The organism is Streptantibioticus parmotrematis, from assembly GCF_019890615.1.
Taxonomy (GTDB): domain Bacteria; phylum Actinomycetota; class Actinomycetes; order Streptomycetales; family Streptomycetaceae; genus Streptantibioticus_D; species Streptantibioticus_D parmotrematis.
This window is the reverse complement of the sequence record NZ_JAINVZ010000012.1, coordinates 55,041-68,477: the sequence shown is the minus strand read 5'-3', so window position 1 is coordinate 68,477 and position 13,437 is coordinate 55,041. Positions and strand designations below refer to the sequence as shown.

Below are 13,437 nucleotides of genomic sequence, written 5' to 3'. Positions count from 1 at the left end.
CGCCCGTTCTACGCCTCCGCGCCGATCTTGCTCAGCAGGTCGACGATGCGGCCCTGGACCTCGGGGCTGGTGGAGCGTTCCGCGAGGAACAGCACCGTCTCGCCCGAACTGAGCCTCGGCAGCTCCGCCGCGTCGATGTCGACCGACGTGTAGACCACCAGCGGTGTACGCGTCAGCAGGCCGTTGGCGCGCAGCCAGTCCACGATGCCCACCCGGCGGCGCCTGATCAGCATCAGGTCCATCACCACGAGGTTCGGCCGGGACCGGGCGGCCAGCGCCGCCGCGGCCTCCTCGTCGGCCGCGTGCGCGACCTGCATGCCCCGTCGCTCCAGCGTCGCGGTGAACGCCGCCGCGATGTCCTGGTGGCTCTCGACCAGCAGGACGCGCGGCGGGTGCTGGTCGCTGTCGCGCGGCGCCAGCGCCTTCAGCAGCACCGCGGGATCGGCCCCGTACGCCGCCTCGCGGGTGGCCTGGCCGAGCCCCGCGGTCACCAGGACCGGCACCTCGGCGGCCACCGCCGCCGCCCGCAGCGACTGCAACGCGGTACGGGTGATCGGCCCGGTCAGCGGATCGACGAAGAGCGCCGCCGGGTACTCGGCGACCTGCGCGTCGACCTCCTCGCGCGACCGCACCGTCACCGGGCGGTACCCGCGGTCGGTGAGCGCCTGCCGGGTGGAGACGTCCGGCTCCGGCCAGACCAGCAGGCGCCGCGGCACGGCCGGCCCCTCGACGGCGTCCTCCGCCTCGTCCTGCGGCGCCGGGCGCGCGGCGGTCGCCGGGGCGGCGGTCACCTCGACCGCGCCGCCGGGACCGTCCAGCATCTCCGGGCCCTCGGCGCCCTCGGCCGGTGCTCCTATGGCGAACGCCTGCCCCTCGCCCTGGCTGTCGCTCGCCTGGAACGCGGGATTGCCGAGGGCCGGTGCGTCCTGCGCGGGCAGCGGCTGCGGCTGGTCCGCCGGAGCCTCCTGGGCCGACGCGGTCCCACCGCCCTGGGACGCGGTGTCCCCCGGGTGCTGGCGGGCACCGGTCTCGTGCTGCTGGGGGTTGGCCAGCTTGCGCCGCCGGCCGGAACCCGTGGCGGGCGACTGGGGCCGGGGCTGGGATGCCGCCGGGACCGACGCGGAGGCGAGACCGGGCTGCGCGAACGGCGTGCCCTGACCCAGCGTTCGTACGCTGATGGCGTCGGCGTCGTGGGCGTCGTGGGCGTCGTGCCCGGCGGCCTCGGGGCTGCCCTGGTCGCCGAGTTCGTCCCGCTCGTCCCGCTCGCCGCGCTGTCCACGCTGCCCGAGTGTGCCGTGCTCGACGGCGGGCGGCATGGCGCCGGGAGGCTGCGGGGCGGGGGTCTGCGCCGGGGCGGGGGCCGGTGCCGGTGCCTGTTGGCCCGGAGCCTGCGCCTCGCTCGTCGTCGCGGTGGTGCGGCGGGCACGGCGGCCGGTCGGTTCGGGCGCGGCCGCCGTCGGCTGCTGGGGGGCGACGGGCGCGGGCGGCAACGCGGCCTGCTCCCGCGGAAGCGGCGACTGGCCCTGGCCCTGCGGCTGCTGTGGCGGTTGCTGCGGTTGCTGCTGGGACGGGACGGCGCGACGCGCCCGCCGCCCCTGCGGAGCGGGCTGCTCGGCGGGAACGGGCTGCGGGCCCGCCTGCTGGTGCGGCAGTACGGGCTGCTGCTCGGGCGGTCCCGGCTGCCGCGGGCCGGTCGCGACCGGCTCCGCCGTGGCGACCGCCTGGGCCTCCGGCCGCGTGGCGGGCGGCAGGGCGTGCGCGGCGGGACGGGCGGGAAGTTCCGGCTGCTGACCGTCCGTCAGCGCACGCCGTGCCCGGCGGCCGGTGGGCTGCCCGCCGGTGCCGTCCGGCGCCGCCTCGCGTCCCTGCTCCGGCTCGGCCCTGCGCAGCGCGCGCCGCCGCCCGGTCGGCTGCTCGCGCGTCCCGGCAGCGGGCAGCGCCGGGGCGGAACCCGGTGCGTGCGCGGTCGCCTCGCCCGATCCGTTCGTGCCGTTCGTGCCGTTCGTGCCGGGGATCCGTGCCCCCGCGCCGTCGCTCTCGTCGGCGGGACGGCGCGGCCGCGGCGTGCGGCCCGCGTTCTCGTGCGCGGTGCGCGCGCCCGCCCCGGCCGCCTCGGACTGCGGCTGCGGCTGCGTCTGCGGCTGCGGCTGGGTGCGTCCGGCCGGAAGCGCCGCACCGGCGTTGCCCTGGGTGCCCCGGGCGGGCTGCGAGGGCATCGGCATGACGGTGGTCTCGTTGTCGGAGTCGCGCCGCGACCCCTGGCCCCCGGAGGTGTCGTCCGCGGAACCGGCCCGCTTACCGGATGCCGCGCTGGAGCCGGACGCCTTGCGACCGCCCGCGCCGGCCGCGTCCCCGGCCGGGACCTCCAGCACGTACGCGCTGCCGCCGCCCTGCCCCGGCACCTCGTGGGTCTGGAGCACGCCGCCGTGCCGCTCCACGATGCCGCGGGTGATGGGCAGATGGACCGCGCTGCCCCCGGACGCCGGGCCGCGCACCTCGATCCGTACGACGTCGCCGCGTTGCGCCGCAGCGACCACGATCGTGGAGTCACCGCTGACGACCGCCGTGCGGCCCGAGGCGTCCACGCCCGCGACGTCGGCGATCAGATGGGAGATGGCCTGGGCGAGGCGGACCGGGTCGACCACGGCCTCGACCGGCGGCGCGTGCACGGCGTACTGCGCCCGGCCCGGGCCGATCAGTTCGATGGCGCCCTCGACCCCGGCGGCCACCACCTCGTCCAGACCGACGAGTTCGCGTTCCAGCTTCTCGGCGCCGGTGTCCAGGCGCTGGAAGTCCAGCACGTTGTCGATGAGCGAGGTCATCCGCGCGTAACCGGCGGACAGGTGGTGCAGGATCTGGTTGGCCTCCGGCCACAGCTGCCCGGCCGGGTCGTTGGCCAGCCCGCTCAGCTCGGCGCGCAGCTCGTCCAGCGGCCCGCGCAGCGAGGAGTCGAGCATCTCGCGCAGCTGGGCGTGGCGGGCGGCGAGCGCGTTGACGCGGGTGCGGTCGGTGAACGACATCACCGCGCCGACCAGTTGCTCCCCCTCGCGCACCGGCGCGGTCACCAGGTCCACCGGGACCGCCCGGCCGTCCTTGGTCCACAGCACCTGCCCGCGCACCCGGTGCTTGCGCCCGGAACGCAGGGTGTCGGCGAGCGGGGTCTCCTCGTACGGCAGCGGGGAGCCGTCGGCACGCGAGTGGTGGATCAGCGGGTGCAGTTCCTGACCGCCGAGGTCGCTGGCGCGGAAGCCGAGGATCTGCGCGGCGGACGGGTTGACCAGCACGACCTTGCCGTCGGTGTCCACGCCGACCACGCCCTCGCTGGCGGCGCGCAGGATCATCTCCGTCTGCCGCTGCTGGCGGGCGAGTTCGGCCTCGGTGTCCATCGTGCCGGTCAGGTCCCGTACGACCAGCATGAGCAGTTCGTCCCCGGTGTACGGGGCGTGGTGGCTGTCGGCGTACGGGGTCCTGGCGTCCTCCAGGTTGGCGCTGGTGACCTCGACCGGGAACTCGGTGCCGTCGGTGCGCCGCGCCACCATCCGGGTCGGCTTGGTGCGCAGCCCCTCCTCGGGGTCGGCGCGGCGCATCGAGCCCGGGATGCGCTTGGAGTCGAACGCGGGCAGCAGGTCGAGCAGTCCGCGCCCGACGAGCGCGGTGCCCGGCGCCTCGAAGGTCTCCAGCGCTATCGCGTTGGCGTTGACGACCGTGCCGTTGGCGTTGACCAGCAGGAGCGCGTCCGGGAGGGCATCGAGTATTGCCGCGAGGCGAGCAGCGCCTCGGGATGGCCTGCTGCTCACGAGACGCGTCCTCCCTGATACCGCACGTGCTTTGAGACTGTGGCCGGCGGCGCGCGGGTCAGCCGTCGCGTCCGGCTACCGCCGCCGGCCCATCTTGCCGTTCCCCCCGTGGCATGTCACTACAGTGCCATGTCCCTACAGGAGTGTACGGGGCGGACTCCCGGGCCCGGTGGCGGATGACGGAGTGCCGGGGAGAGGTTCTGTGACGACGCGCCCGGTCACCGTACGGGCGTGCGGACGGTGACCGGGGTCGCGGCCTTGGGAGCGGCGGCCTGGGGAGCGGTCTCGGGGGCGGCCTTGGGAGCGGCCTTGGGCGGTCCGACCGGCGTCGTGCCGAACGGCGTGTCGGGCAGTACGGGCACCATGCGCTGCCAGCGGTTGGTCTGGCAGCCGTCGACCCGGTCGTACGTCTGGTCAACCGGGATGCCGCGCCAGACGCCGGTGACGTGGGCGGTCTGCGGGCCGCCGTAGAGCATCGAACACATCTGCCCGCGCGGCGTGGGCCCGACGAGCCCGCCGAGCGTGTCGAGCCTGCGGCAGGCGTCGGTGGCCCTGCGGTGGCTGCCGCCGGCGGGGTGGCAGCGCAGGGTGTAGTGGCTGACGCCGCCGTTGCCGTCGTCGTACGCGACGGTCAGGACGTCCTTGTGGGACCGCGGCGGGGCGATCACCCCGTACGCGGTGGCGGGCGCGGACCCGACGACGGCGAGCGAGAGCCCGGCGGCGAGGGCGAGCCCGAGGCGGGCGCGGGGGCGGGGACGGCGGGTGAGGAAGCGGACGTTCACGGAGACCTCCGGTGGCGGGGGCGAACGCGGGAAGGGCGACGTACGGGAGCCACCCCCTCACTACCGCCCGGCGCGGGTAAGCGCGCGGCAGGTAACCCGTTCGTGGGCGTGTCAGGGTCTCGGCGAGGGCGGGGCGGCGCCCGCGGCCGAGAGGGTGTTCGGAGGATCACCGGAGGGAGGGCACCGGGCCGGGACAGGGGGCGCCGCAGTGCGGCCAATGGCTTTGCCGGAGGGGTCGGCGGCCTTGTACGGTGGTCAGCGATTGGTAACAGCCCGGTGGGCTGTGCCATCATCTGCACACGCCCCGCACGCGCGGGCGTGCTGGAGGCTTCGCCTAGTCTGGTCTATGGCGCCGCACTGCTAATGCGGTTTGGGTTAACCGCCCATCCCGGGTTCAAATCCCGGAGCCTCCGCAGCGAGAAGAGCCCCCGTCCAGGTGGACGGGGGCTCTCGCGTTTCCCGGCAGGAAGCAGTGACCCCCGCCACAAGCCGCCCGCACGCCTTCGGTGCACCGCACCCCTCCATGCATCGTTTCCGCAGGTCAGAAGGGTCGGAGCCAATGGATTTCGCCTCACGGCGACGTTCATGTAATGTTGTTCCCGCAACGCCGACCGGCAAGAAAAACCGCCGAGAAGCCAAGCACTCGTAGCTCAACGGATAGAGCATCTGACTACGGATCAGAAGGTTGCAGGTTCGAATCCTGCCGAGTGCACACAGGTCAAAGCCCCCTCGGGATCATTCCGGAGGGGGCTTTGTCGTGCTGTATAGCAGCGAAGTACAGCAACCGCGTCAGCCGGTACCGCCCATGGCGTCGGACAGCTTGCCGAGTGCGGCGCGCACTTCCTCTTCACTGGCCTCGGCGTAGACCTCCATCGTCATGGCGATCTGTGAGTGCCTCAGGATGCGTTGGGCGATCTTCGGGTGCACCTTGAGCGCGACCAGGAGCGAACTGCACGTGTGCCGCGTGTTCCGCAGCGGGATGACCCGGACGCCAGCGCGGCGGGCCCTCAGGGCGAACATGCGGGTCAGGTTGCCCGGTTCGATCGGTGTTCCGTACTTCGTGGTGAAGACCAGCCCAACGGTGTCTTGCCAAAGCTCCCCGGCAGCCTTCCGGTCCCCGAGCTGCTGCGCCCGACGCAACTTGAGCGCCTTCCCGCACAGAGCGGGCAGCGGCAGGAAGTCGTCTGATTCCTCGGTCTTGGTCTCGCGGTGCAAGATCTGGCGCCCGGCCCGCTGGATCTGGTGGTCCACGTAGATCTCGCCCGCCTCGAAATCGACCGACTTCCAGGTCAGGCCCAGCACCTCACCCCGGCGCAGACCGAGGCAGAGCACGAGCATCCAGGCCGCGAACAGGTGATCTTCACGAGCGGCGCAGTCGGCCAGGAACCGGCCCGCTTCGGCGACTGACCAAGGCTTGATCCTCTTCCGCCGAGGCTTGGGGACCTTGACCAAGGAGGCTACGTTCTTGCCGATCTCCTCTTCGGTCACCGCGTGCGTAAGAGCTGCCCGGAGGGCATCGCGTGCCGCCTGGACGACGCGCCGAGACGGGTGAGCCTCGCAGCACTCGCCGACTGCGCAGCAGCGTTGGGCCGCCGACCGACGCTTGGCATCTTTGCCTTGAGCGCAGCACTGGCACGTGGCCGCGAGCTTGTTGATCCATTCACGCACGTCCCGAACCGTGAGCTTGTCGAGCCGCTTGGAGCCGAGATGCGGGTTGATGTAGAGCCGCACGGAACCCTCGTACGACACGTACGTCAGTGGCGCCAAGTTCGGCTTAACGATCTCGCCGAGCCAGTACGCGAGGAAAACCGCAAGAGTGCGGTGCCTAGTGGCCACCGGCCCCTTCTTGGCTTCGGCATGCAGCTTGATCCACTTGTCGTGGACCTCATCCCGGGTCTTGCCGTACACGTACTTCCGCTTGCGCTTGCCCTCTGGGGTATCGACCCAGACGTACGCGGCGAAGCTGTTCCTGTACGGGTAGATCGAACCTTCGCCGTTGCCCCGCTTGCCGCTCATGCTGACACCCCCTCAGGTGCGGAGGTGACACGCTGGATGTAGTCGTCCACCCATTCCGGCAGGATGCGCCGGTTGCGGCCGATCTTCACCGAGCGGATCTCTCCGGTGAGAACCAGCATCTTGGTCTTGGACAGGCCGAAGCCGAGCATGGCCGCAACGTCCGCCGTGCTGTGCCACTTCGGTTGGATCACGGTCGTGGTCATGCTGCGGATTCCTCCCAGTCCTGTAGATCTGCCATGGCTTCGCGTGCGGTGTCGCGGTTGGCCTGGAGCTCCCGGGCGATGTTGGCGGCGAGCCAGGATTCGCCGGGGGTGTGGCCGTGGCCCGCGTAAGTCCAGTGGGTGAGGGTGAGCGTGGTCGCCTCGTCGTCGGGGTCGGGGAGGCCGAGGGCTTCGCGTTGCTGTGCGGCGCGGTAGTCGGCGCGGACCTGGCGCAGGGCGCCGAGGGTGGTGGAATAGCCGCGAGACTTGGTGGAGAAATGGCCCCGGAAGCCGAGCATGTGCGCCCAGTCGCGGAGCTTGCGATCGGGGTAGGCGTCGTGGAGGTCGAGGCATGCCTCGATCAGGCGCCGGGGGTGGTCGGGCACGCCGAGTAGCAGGAGGGCTTCGCGGTTGCCGACGCGGCGGTCTACGGTACCGGTGGTTTCGGCGGCTTTGGTGGCGTACTTGGCGACGTAGGAGGCCACGGCCTGTTCGGTGATCTCGGCACCGTCTCCGAAGGCCTTGATGGGGCGTACGTCGAGCTGTGTGCCCCAGCCGAGGACGCGAGCGGGGTGGTCACCAGCGGGCGGAACATCGACCTGAACGCGGGCAGCGGCGGCGTGGATAGCGTCGGTAAGCAGTGTGACGGTGGCCCAGTGCGGGGGCGGGGTGTCGGGTCCTTCGGGTCCGTCGAAGCGGATCACTGCGTGGAAGTGCACGGCGCCGCGCTTCTGGTATTCGGCGACCTTGCCGAAGGCTAGGCGGGACTGTTCGCGGGCGGCTTTCTGGGTGAGGCCGGCGCGCTTGGCGATTTCGCGGCGGAGGTAGATCGTGAAGTAGCGCCACAGGTCGGAGGCGTGGTTGTTCCACAGCACCGCGCCCGCGTAGTCGTAGGTGGTGGGGTCGAGTGGGGTTCCCAACTCGGTTGCGTCGTCGGGGTGGTGGGTGCCGCAGCGGCAGGGGCGGGTTCCGGGCCGGTTGTGGACGGGGCCGAAGCTGGGGGCGGTGAGGGTGGCGAAGACACGGGGGTGGTCGCGGATGGTGTGCGGGGTGCCCTTGTCAGGATCGCCGACGAGTCCGGCGCGGATGAGGTGGTAGGTGTCGCCCGCGTAGGTCCAGGCGCAGGCGGGGCAGCGGGAGGCACGGCGGTTGCCGCACGCGATCCGCAGGCGTCCACCGGGTTCGGTGTCGGTCGAGTAGGCGTGGAGAACCTGCCCGGTGACGCGGTGCCGGGTGACGGTGGCGCCCTGGAGGTGGATCGGGTCGGAGCAGCCGCCAGTACGGCGGATCTGGTCTTGGATGCGGTCGAAGCCCGGGGACCCGGCGACCCTCAGCACGTCGGCGAGGGTGGCCGGGTCCAGGCCCGCCATGGTGGCGGTGTCGGTCATGGTCAGCGCCCCGTCCGCTGGTGGGCGGGCCCGTGGTGAGCGGTGTAGCCGTCGACGAGCGCTTTGACCTGGGCGTCGCCCGTGGCGGTCGCGGAGGCGCCGCAGTGACAGGCCGCAGATGCGGTGGCGGGGGCGGAGGGTGACGGCTTACTGACGTGCAGGCCGGGACGCTCGGAGGTGGGAGTCAGATCGCTCATCGCGGTCACCGCCCCGTCCGGGCGAGCGTGGCGGCCGGGGTGGTGTGGCCGTGGCCGTTGCAGGCGGCGCAGGTGGCGGTGAGAGTCTGGCGGGAGCCGTCCGGGTTGCGGGTGCCGGTGGTGATCGTGACGGTGGCGAAGCCGTCGCAGTGTTGGCAGACGGGCCGATTTTGGGCAGGGGTGTGCTGGGGCATGATGGGACTTGCCTTTCGGGTCCGTTGGATCTGGAGGGTGGGAAGGCGCCCGGAGCGGCGGAAGTTTGGCGACCGAGGCCGCTCCGGGTGTCGCTAGCGGCGGTTGCGGCGCGAGTAGGCGGGCGGAACCGCGTCGTAGGCGTTGATGCCGTCGGCGAACGACGACAGGTCCTTGTCGCTGGTGTTGATCTCGCGGCGGATCTTGTTCATGGTCTTGCGGTCGCCGTGGCGGCGGGCGTTGGCGTACTCGCGGCCGAGTTCGGCCATGGCCGGGTCGGCCGAGGTGGTGCTGGTTGGCTTGCGGTTGAACAGGCCCATGACAAGTCCTTTCAGTGGTTGTGGTTCATGAGGGAACGGACGACGACCGCGCACACGGCGACCGAAGCCCCGGTGATCGCGACCGCCAAGAGCATGGAGACCAGCACGGCACCGACGATCAACACCACGGCCGTGCCGCCACCGACCAGGGCGAGGGTGCTGCCGGGCGTGAGGTTGATCGCCGGACGCGTCGGGGGGACGGGGGCCGGGTCGTGGTGCTCGGCCGAGACCGGGGCGGCCTGGCTGGGGCGGGTGGCGTTGCGCAGTGCGGTGAGGGTGTCGGAGACCGGGTATTTCGGGGTGAACATCAGGAACTCCCTTCGTTTCATGATCACTTGTGGAGGGCGGTGTTGATCGCGGGGGACAGGAAGCTGTCGGCGAGGAGGTAGCCGCCGAGCAGGACCACGGCCACGAGCCACCACGGCGGGCGGACGAGCTTGATCCCGAGGACTCCCACGACGATCAGGGCGAGCCAGAGCGGAACGTTCATGACGAAACCCCTTCTAGGCCGAGCAGCGGTGAGTACGGGCGGCGAGTTCGGCGGCCGAGCGGTTGGCGTACTCGGCGGAGAAGTCGCAGCGCGGGGCGGTGCAGGCGGCCGTGTGGCGCTCGCGGCCCCGGCCGTCGTAGAAGGTGGCGACGGTGACCGGGCCGATGCGCTGGACATCGCGGAAGCGCCGGTAGGCGGACATGGCGAACATTCCTTTCTGGTCAGGTGAGTTGGAGGTGCGTGGCGATCGCGTCGGCCATCGGTGCGGGCAGGCCGAGGCGGGCTCGCAGGGCGTCGCGGTCGAGGGGTTCACCGGCCGTAGCCCGGTGGGCGTCAGCGATCTTGCGGGCGTGGTCGAGCAGCGCGGGCGGAACCACCGGCCCTTCGGTCACCGGTGCGGCAGCGGCGGCGGGAAGCTCAGGCGCCGGGACCACAACAGGCTCGGGCGCGGGCTCGGGTTCGTCATCGCGTCGCAACTCGACTTCCGGCAGGGCCCGTTCGTCCACAGACTGTGAAGGCTGCGGCGCCGGGTCGGCGGGAGTGTGAACGAGGAGCGTTCCGCCGAGGAAGGCGAGGGCGGGCCATCCGGCGACGAGGATACGGAGCCAGATCGGCACGGCGTGCAGGTCGAGGAGTCCGGCAGTGGCGATGTTCGCCCCGAGCGAGGCGATCAGCGCGGTGCCGAACCAGGACCAGGCGGCCCGGGCGGCGTGGTGATCGGCGCGCAGGGTGCGGATGCGGTGCCAGGCGGCGACCAGGAGCAGATCTACGCTGATCGGGTAGGCCCAGGCCTTCCAGCCGTCCTGTCCGGCCGCTTCAGCGATGTCGTGCAGGTGGGCGAAGGACAGCGCACCAGCGATCACGGCCTGTACAAGAACAGCGTCCGGGCGGATCTTGCGGCTCACGGTCTTCACCTCCTTCGAGGTAGCGGCCGGGGCCGGGCGGGAAGTGTTCTCCGGCCGCCCGGTCCCAGCGGGTTTCAGTCGGTCGGGGCTTCGCCGGTACCGAGGCAGGTCAGGCACAAGGCCCCCTGCCGGTCGTCGCTGGTGCGCTTCTTGCGGCCGCCGACCTGGAAGGGCTCCAGAACCTGACCGGCCTGGCAGTCCGGGCACGGGACCGGCTTCGGCTTCCTCACGCGGCGAGTGGACGGGCGAGCAGCCACGACGCTCACCGGATCCGGCTGGCGGCGTCACCAATGTCCTGGTGGTCGTAGCCCGCTTCGTAGGCGGCGTCAAAGGCGCTGTTGACGTCCTTCATGGCTTCCCGCCATGTGGGGTCGTTGAAGTGGTCGCGCCCCTGCTTGTGCAGGTCAGAGGCGATGTTGCGGGCGTTGGCACTGGCCTTTGCGGCCCTGTTGAGGATGGACATAGCGAGTCTCCGTTTCTGGGTTTGGGCATGGAGGGGTAGGGACCTGGCGTGAGGCGGTCACGCCGACCGTGGTGCGGGGTGGGTCAGGGAATGGCCGGCGCCCTGGTCGGCATCGGCGGAATACTCGACGCCGGGACGGGGACGGGCCGGACTACCGGGCGGAACGGCTCCAGGGCCGGGAGGTCCGGGATCAGATGGGCGAACTCCCGGCACACGGCGGCGGTTTCTTCCACCGACGTGAGCGGTGTACGGATCCGGCCCCAGCCCCCGGAAGCGTCCGCAGCCACGGCCAGGCCGGGGCGGTCGGCGGGGATCGTGCACGCGGCCGGAACGGACTCCGGGGCCACGTCGCTCAGGCCCATTTCAGCGGTCTGCTTGTCGTTCACGCGGTGCACCACACGCCCGGTGAGCTGGGCACGGAGCATCGTGGCCCCCTTGCCCAACTCGGAGCCGAAGCGCTGGCCGCAGATCTCCAGGTAGATGCCGACCGCGCGGGACAACTGGGCCAGGCGGATCAGACCGGTGACGATCCGCTCGCGCCGGTCCTCATCCTTCTTCGAGGAGATCAGGAACAGTTCCGCGATCTCATCGACCAGCACCACGACCGGCGCCGGGCGCAGATGCCCGGGAAGCTCCCACAGATCCGAGACGCCGTACTTGGCGAGCAGATCGAAGCGGTCTTCCATCTCCGCGACCAGCACGTCAATCAGGGAAGCGGCATCGTCGGGATTCGTGGCCAGCGCCGACAGACGCGCCGCGTACCGGGACTGTTCGACACCGCGCTTGCAGTCGATCCCCACCAGCGCGAGCGGCAGTTGAGCCAGACCCTTGATCAGGTTGCGCTGATACATCGACTTGCCCGACTGGTTCGCCCCCAGAGTCAGGGCGTGCGGGATCTCGCGATAGTTCCGCACATACGCCGTGCCGTCGCCCCGCAGCGCGACCGGAACCACCAGGTCGTGCGGGGCAGCTTTCTTCGGCATCCGCACCCGGCGCAGCACGTCATAGCCGGTCATCCGCAGCTCCACATGGCCCGGCTTCGACGGGATCACGTGCACCGCGTGAACACCCCAGGCATGCCGCAGACGCTCGGAAGCGGCGGCGATGTCGGCAGGCTCCAGACCAGCCGGGAGACGGAGCGTGACCCGAAGACCCGTCGAGGTGCCCCGCACCCGGCGAATCTTCGGCGGAACCGGCTGCACCTCACCACGGGCGATCCGACGCGACATGAACGCCCGCAGACCAGACGGCTGCACCGTCAGACCACACACATCCATCGTCGCCCGGTACGAGAGCGAGAACCGCCCCCACGTCACCGGCAGGCCCACCGTCGCCCAGTACAGGCGAGGCGCCCGAACCTTCGCGACACCCAGACCACCGACGCCGACTAAGGCACCCGCACCGTCCAGCCACAGCGACAGATCCGACATGATCAGACCCCGGCTGTGATCGCGATCGCACGGAACGAGATCCCGTGGCGCTTCTGCCCGTTGAACTCGTTCTCCCAGTCCCGCGCCTTCAAACCGGTGACCTTGACCGGCGTGCCGGGCGTCAGTCCGTCCTGATACCCGGTCTCCGGGATGGTCACCTGGTAGAGGTTCCCCTCCCCCTCATCCGAGATCAGCAGACCCACAGTCGAAAGGTCCGCACCGGTCTCCCGGTCCACCGCACGCTCCCCAGTCTTCTTGTTGACCATCTTCGGTTCCGGCGCAGTCGCCACGAACACGACAGCGGTCGAAAGGTCGATCTTGAAGGACGGCATTGCGTCTCTCCTGCGGTTGGGGACGCACCTCAAGGGAGCGCCCAACTGGCTTGAGCCACTTACTGGCTTAAGCCAGTTGAGCACAGTGCCGCGCCATGGGTCAAGCATCTGGCTTGAGCCAGTTGCTAGAGTGGAGGCATGACGCAGGCCACCCCGCCCCCTTCACCGCCTCCGAGCAGGCGTATCGCAGAAGATCTCCGCCGTCAGATCGAGAGTGGAGCACTCCGAGGCGGGGACAAGCTGAAGTCGGAGCGGGCCCTCGCAGAGGAGTACGGCGCAGCCCGCAACACGGCCCGAGAGGCTGTCCGGTTGCTTGCGGAGCAGGGCCTTGTCACCGCCAAGCACGGCAAGGGCGTCTTCGTGCGTGAGCCTCAGCGGCTCTTCCGATTCGGGAGTGACCGCTACTCGATCAAGAACCGTGCCACCGGTCTTACGCCGTTCCGGCTGGAGTGCCAGCGCCAGGGAAAGATCCCGAGGATCGATGTTCCATCGATCGCGCGCGAGACGCCGCCAGCCGACATCGCTGAGCGGCTGAAGGTGCCCGCAGACGAGGAGAGCGTGGTCCACCGCGAGAACCACTACTTCGCGAACGACGAACCCGTGCAGATCGTCTCGACATATCTGCGTTGGGAGGAAGCTCAAGGGACCTTGCTCATGCAGGCCAAGACGGGGAAGGACGGCATCTACGGCCGTCTCGAAGACTTGGGCCACATCATGACCACCGTCAGAGACGAGATCAGCGCCCGCATGCCGACCCCCGACGAGGCGCGAGCCCTTGACCTCCTGCCAGGCGTTCCTGTGCTGGAAGTTCTCCACACGAGCTGCGACCAAGACGGGGTTCCCTTCGAGGTGTCGCGCTACGTCCACCGTGCCGACAGAACCGGCTTGCTCTACGAAATGCCCGTCGAGAAGTGAGGACTTGTCA

General features: G+C 70.8%; 17 protein-coding genes and 2 tRNA genes. 3 read left to right on the top strand and 16 right to left on the bottom strand.

Annotation, left to right across the window (positions count from 1 at the left end):
* Window positions 1-8: 8 nt before the first annotated feature.
* Together K7472_RS18510 and K7472_RS18505 are read right to left on the bottom strand one after the other, a co-directional pair.
* Window positions 9-3,797 (bottom strand): PAS domain-containing protein, encoded by a 3,789-nt coding sequence (locus K7472_RS18510; RefSeq protein WP_222979459.1) that lies wholly within the window; start codon window positions 3,795-3,797, stop codon window positions 9-11.
* A gap of 218 nt (window positions 3,798-4,015) precedes the next feature.
* Entirely contained in the window at window positions 4,016-4,579 is a 564-nt protein-coding gene (locus K7472_RS18505; RefSeq protein ID WP_222979457.1) for an SSI family serine proteinase inhibitor, read from the bottom strand.
* A 323-nt stretch (window positions 4,580-4,902) separates the two neighbouring features.
* Here K7472_RS18505 and K7472_RS18500 point away from each other — a divergent pair.
* Both K7472_RS18500 and K7472_RS18495 read left to right on the top strand, forming a co-directional pair.
* Window positions 4,903-4,992, top strand: a tRNA-Ser gene (locus K7472_RS18500).
* A gap of 226 nt (window positions 4,993-5,218) precedes the next feature.
* Window positions 5,219-5,291, top strand: a tRNA-Arg gene (locus K7472_RS18495).
* A 77-nt stretch (window positions 5,292-5,368) separates the two neighbouring features.
* On the opposite strand, the gene K7472_RS18490 is transcribed toward K7472_RS18495, so the two are convergent.
* The 14 genes from K7472_RS18490 to K7472_RS18425 all read right to left on the bottom strand — a co-directional run bounded on the left by K7472_RS18490 (window position 5,369) and on the right by K7472_RS18425 (window position 12,512).
* A complete protein-coding gene (locus K7472_RS18490; RefSeq protein WP_222979455.1) occupies window positions 5,369-6,595 on the bottom strand; it encodes a site-specific integrase in 1,227 nt (408 codons plus the stop codon).
* On the bottom strand, window positions 6,592-6,798 hold the full coding sequence (locus tag K7472_RS18485) for a helix-turn-helix domain-containing protein (protein WP_222979454.1): 207 nt from the start codon (window positions 6,796-6,798) through the stop codon (window positions 6,592-6,594). The genes K7472_RS18490 and K7472_RS18485 overlap by 4 nt, the downstream gene beginning before the upstream one ends.
* Window positions 6,795-8,183 carry a replication initiator protein RepSA gene (gene repSA / locus K7472_RS18480; RefSeq protein ID WP_222979452.1) on the bottom strand — a complete coding sequence of 463 codons (1,389 nt, stop codon included), beginning with the start codon at window positions 8,181-8,183 and terminating at the stop codon, window positions 6,795-6,797. Before repSA ends, K7472_RS18485 begins: the two co-directional genes overlap by 4 nt.
* A 2-nt stretch (window positions 8,184-8,185) precedes the next feature.
* Window positions 8,186-8,380: a hypothetical protein gene (locus tag K7472_RS18475; protein WP_222979450.1), complete on the bottom strand. Its 195-nt coding sequence runs from the start codon at window positions 8,378-8,380 to the stop codon at window positions 8,186-8,188.
* A 5-nt stretch (window positions 8,381-8,385) separates the two neighbouring features.
* A complete protein-coding gene (locus K7472_RS18470; protein ID WP_222979448.1) occupies window positions 8,386-8,574 on the bottom strand; it encodes a hypothetical protein in 189 nt (62 codons plus the stop codon).
* Window positions 8,575-8,667: 93 nt separating this feature from the next.
* Window positions 8,668-8,892: a hypothetical protein gene (locus K7472_RS18465; protein WP_222979446.1), complete on the bottom strand. Its 225-nt coding sequence runs from the start codon at window positions 8,890-8,892 to the stop codon at window positions 8,668-8,670.
* 11 nt (window positions 8,893-8,903) lie between these two features.
* The gene (locus K7472_RS18460; protein WP_222979444.1) at window positions 8,904-9,200 is read right to left on the bottom strand and encodes a hypothetical protein; all 297 of its coding nucleotides are present in this window, start codon (window positions 9,198-9,200) and stop codon (window positions 8,904-8,906) included.
* Between the two features lie 23 nt (window positions 9,201-9,223).
* Window positions 9,224-9,382 (bottom strand): hypothetical protein, encoded by a 159-nt coding sequence (locus tag K7472_RS18455; RefSeq protein WP_222979442.1) that lies wholly within the window; start codon window positions 9,380-9,382, stop codon window positions 9,224-9,226.
* 13 nt (window positions 9,383-9,395) lie between these two features.
* Entirely contained in the window at window positions 9,396-9,584 is a 189-nt protein-coding gene (locus tag K7472_RS18450) for a mobile element transfer protein (RefSeq protein WP_222979440.1), read from the bottom strand.
* 19 nt (window positions 9,585-9,603) lie between these two features.
* Window positions 9,604-10,287, bottom strand: a complete 684-nt coding sequence (locus tag K7472_RS18445) for a DUF2637 domain-containing protein (RefSeq protein ID WP_222979438.1) — start codon at window positions 10,285-10,287, stop codon at window positions 9,604-9,606.
* Window positions 10,288-10,361: 74 nt separating this feature from the next.
* Window positions 10,362-10,517 carry a hypothetical protein gene (locus K7472_RS18440; protein ID WP_252395842.1) on the bottom strand — a complete coding sequence of 52 codons (156 nt, stop codon included), beginning with the start codon at window positions 10,515-10,517 and terminating at the stop codon, window positions 10,362-10,364.
* Between the two features lie 32 nt (window positions 10,518-10,549).
* A complete protein-coding gene (locus tag K7472_RS18435) occupies window positions 10,550-10,750 on the bottom strand; it encodes a hypothetical protein (RefSeq protein ID WP_222979433.1) in 201 nt (66 codons plus the stop codon).
* An 83-nt stretch (window positions 10,751-10,833) separates the two neighbouring features.
* The gene (locus tag K7472_RS18430; protein WP_222979432.1) at window positions 10,834-12,180 is read right to left on the bottom strand and encodes an FtsK/SpoIIIE domain-containing protein; all 1,347 of its coding nucleotides are present in this window, start codon (window positions 12,178-12,180) and stop codon (window positions 10,834-10,836) included.
* A 2-nt stretch (window positions 12,181-12,182) separates the two neighbouring features.
* Window positions 12,183-12,512 (bottom strand): SCO3933 family regulatory protein, encoded by a 330-nt coding sequence (locus K7472_RS18425; RefSeq protein WP_222979430.1) that lies wholly within the window; start codon window positions 12,510-12,512, stop codon window positions 12,183-12,185.
* 138 nt (window positions 12,513-12,650) lie between these two features.
* On the opposite strand from K7472_RS18425, the gene K7472_RS18420 reads away from it, so the two are divergent.
* Window positions 12,651-13,427, top strand: a complete 777-nt coding sequence (locus K7472_RS18420; protein ID WP_222979428.1) for a GntR family transcriptional regulator — start codon at window positions 12,651-12,653, stop codon at window positions 13,425-13,427.
* Window positions 13,428-13,437: the final 10 nt, after the last annotated feature.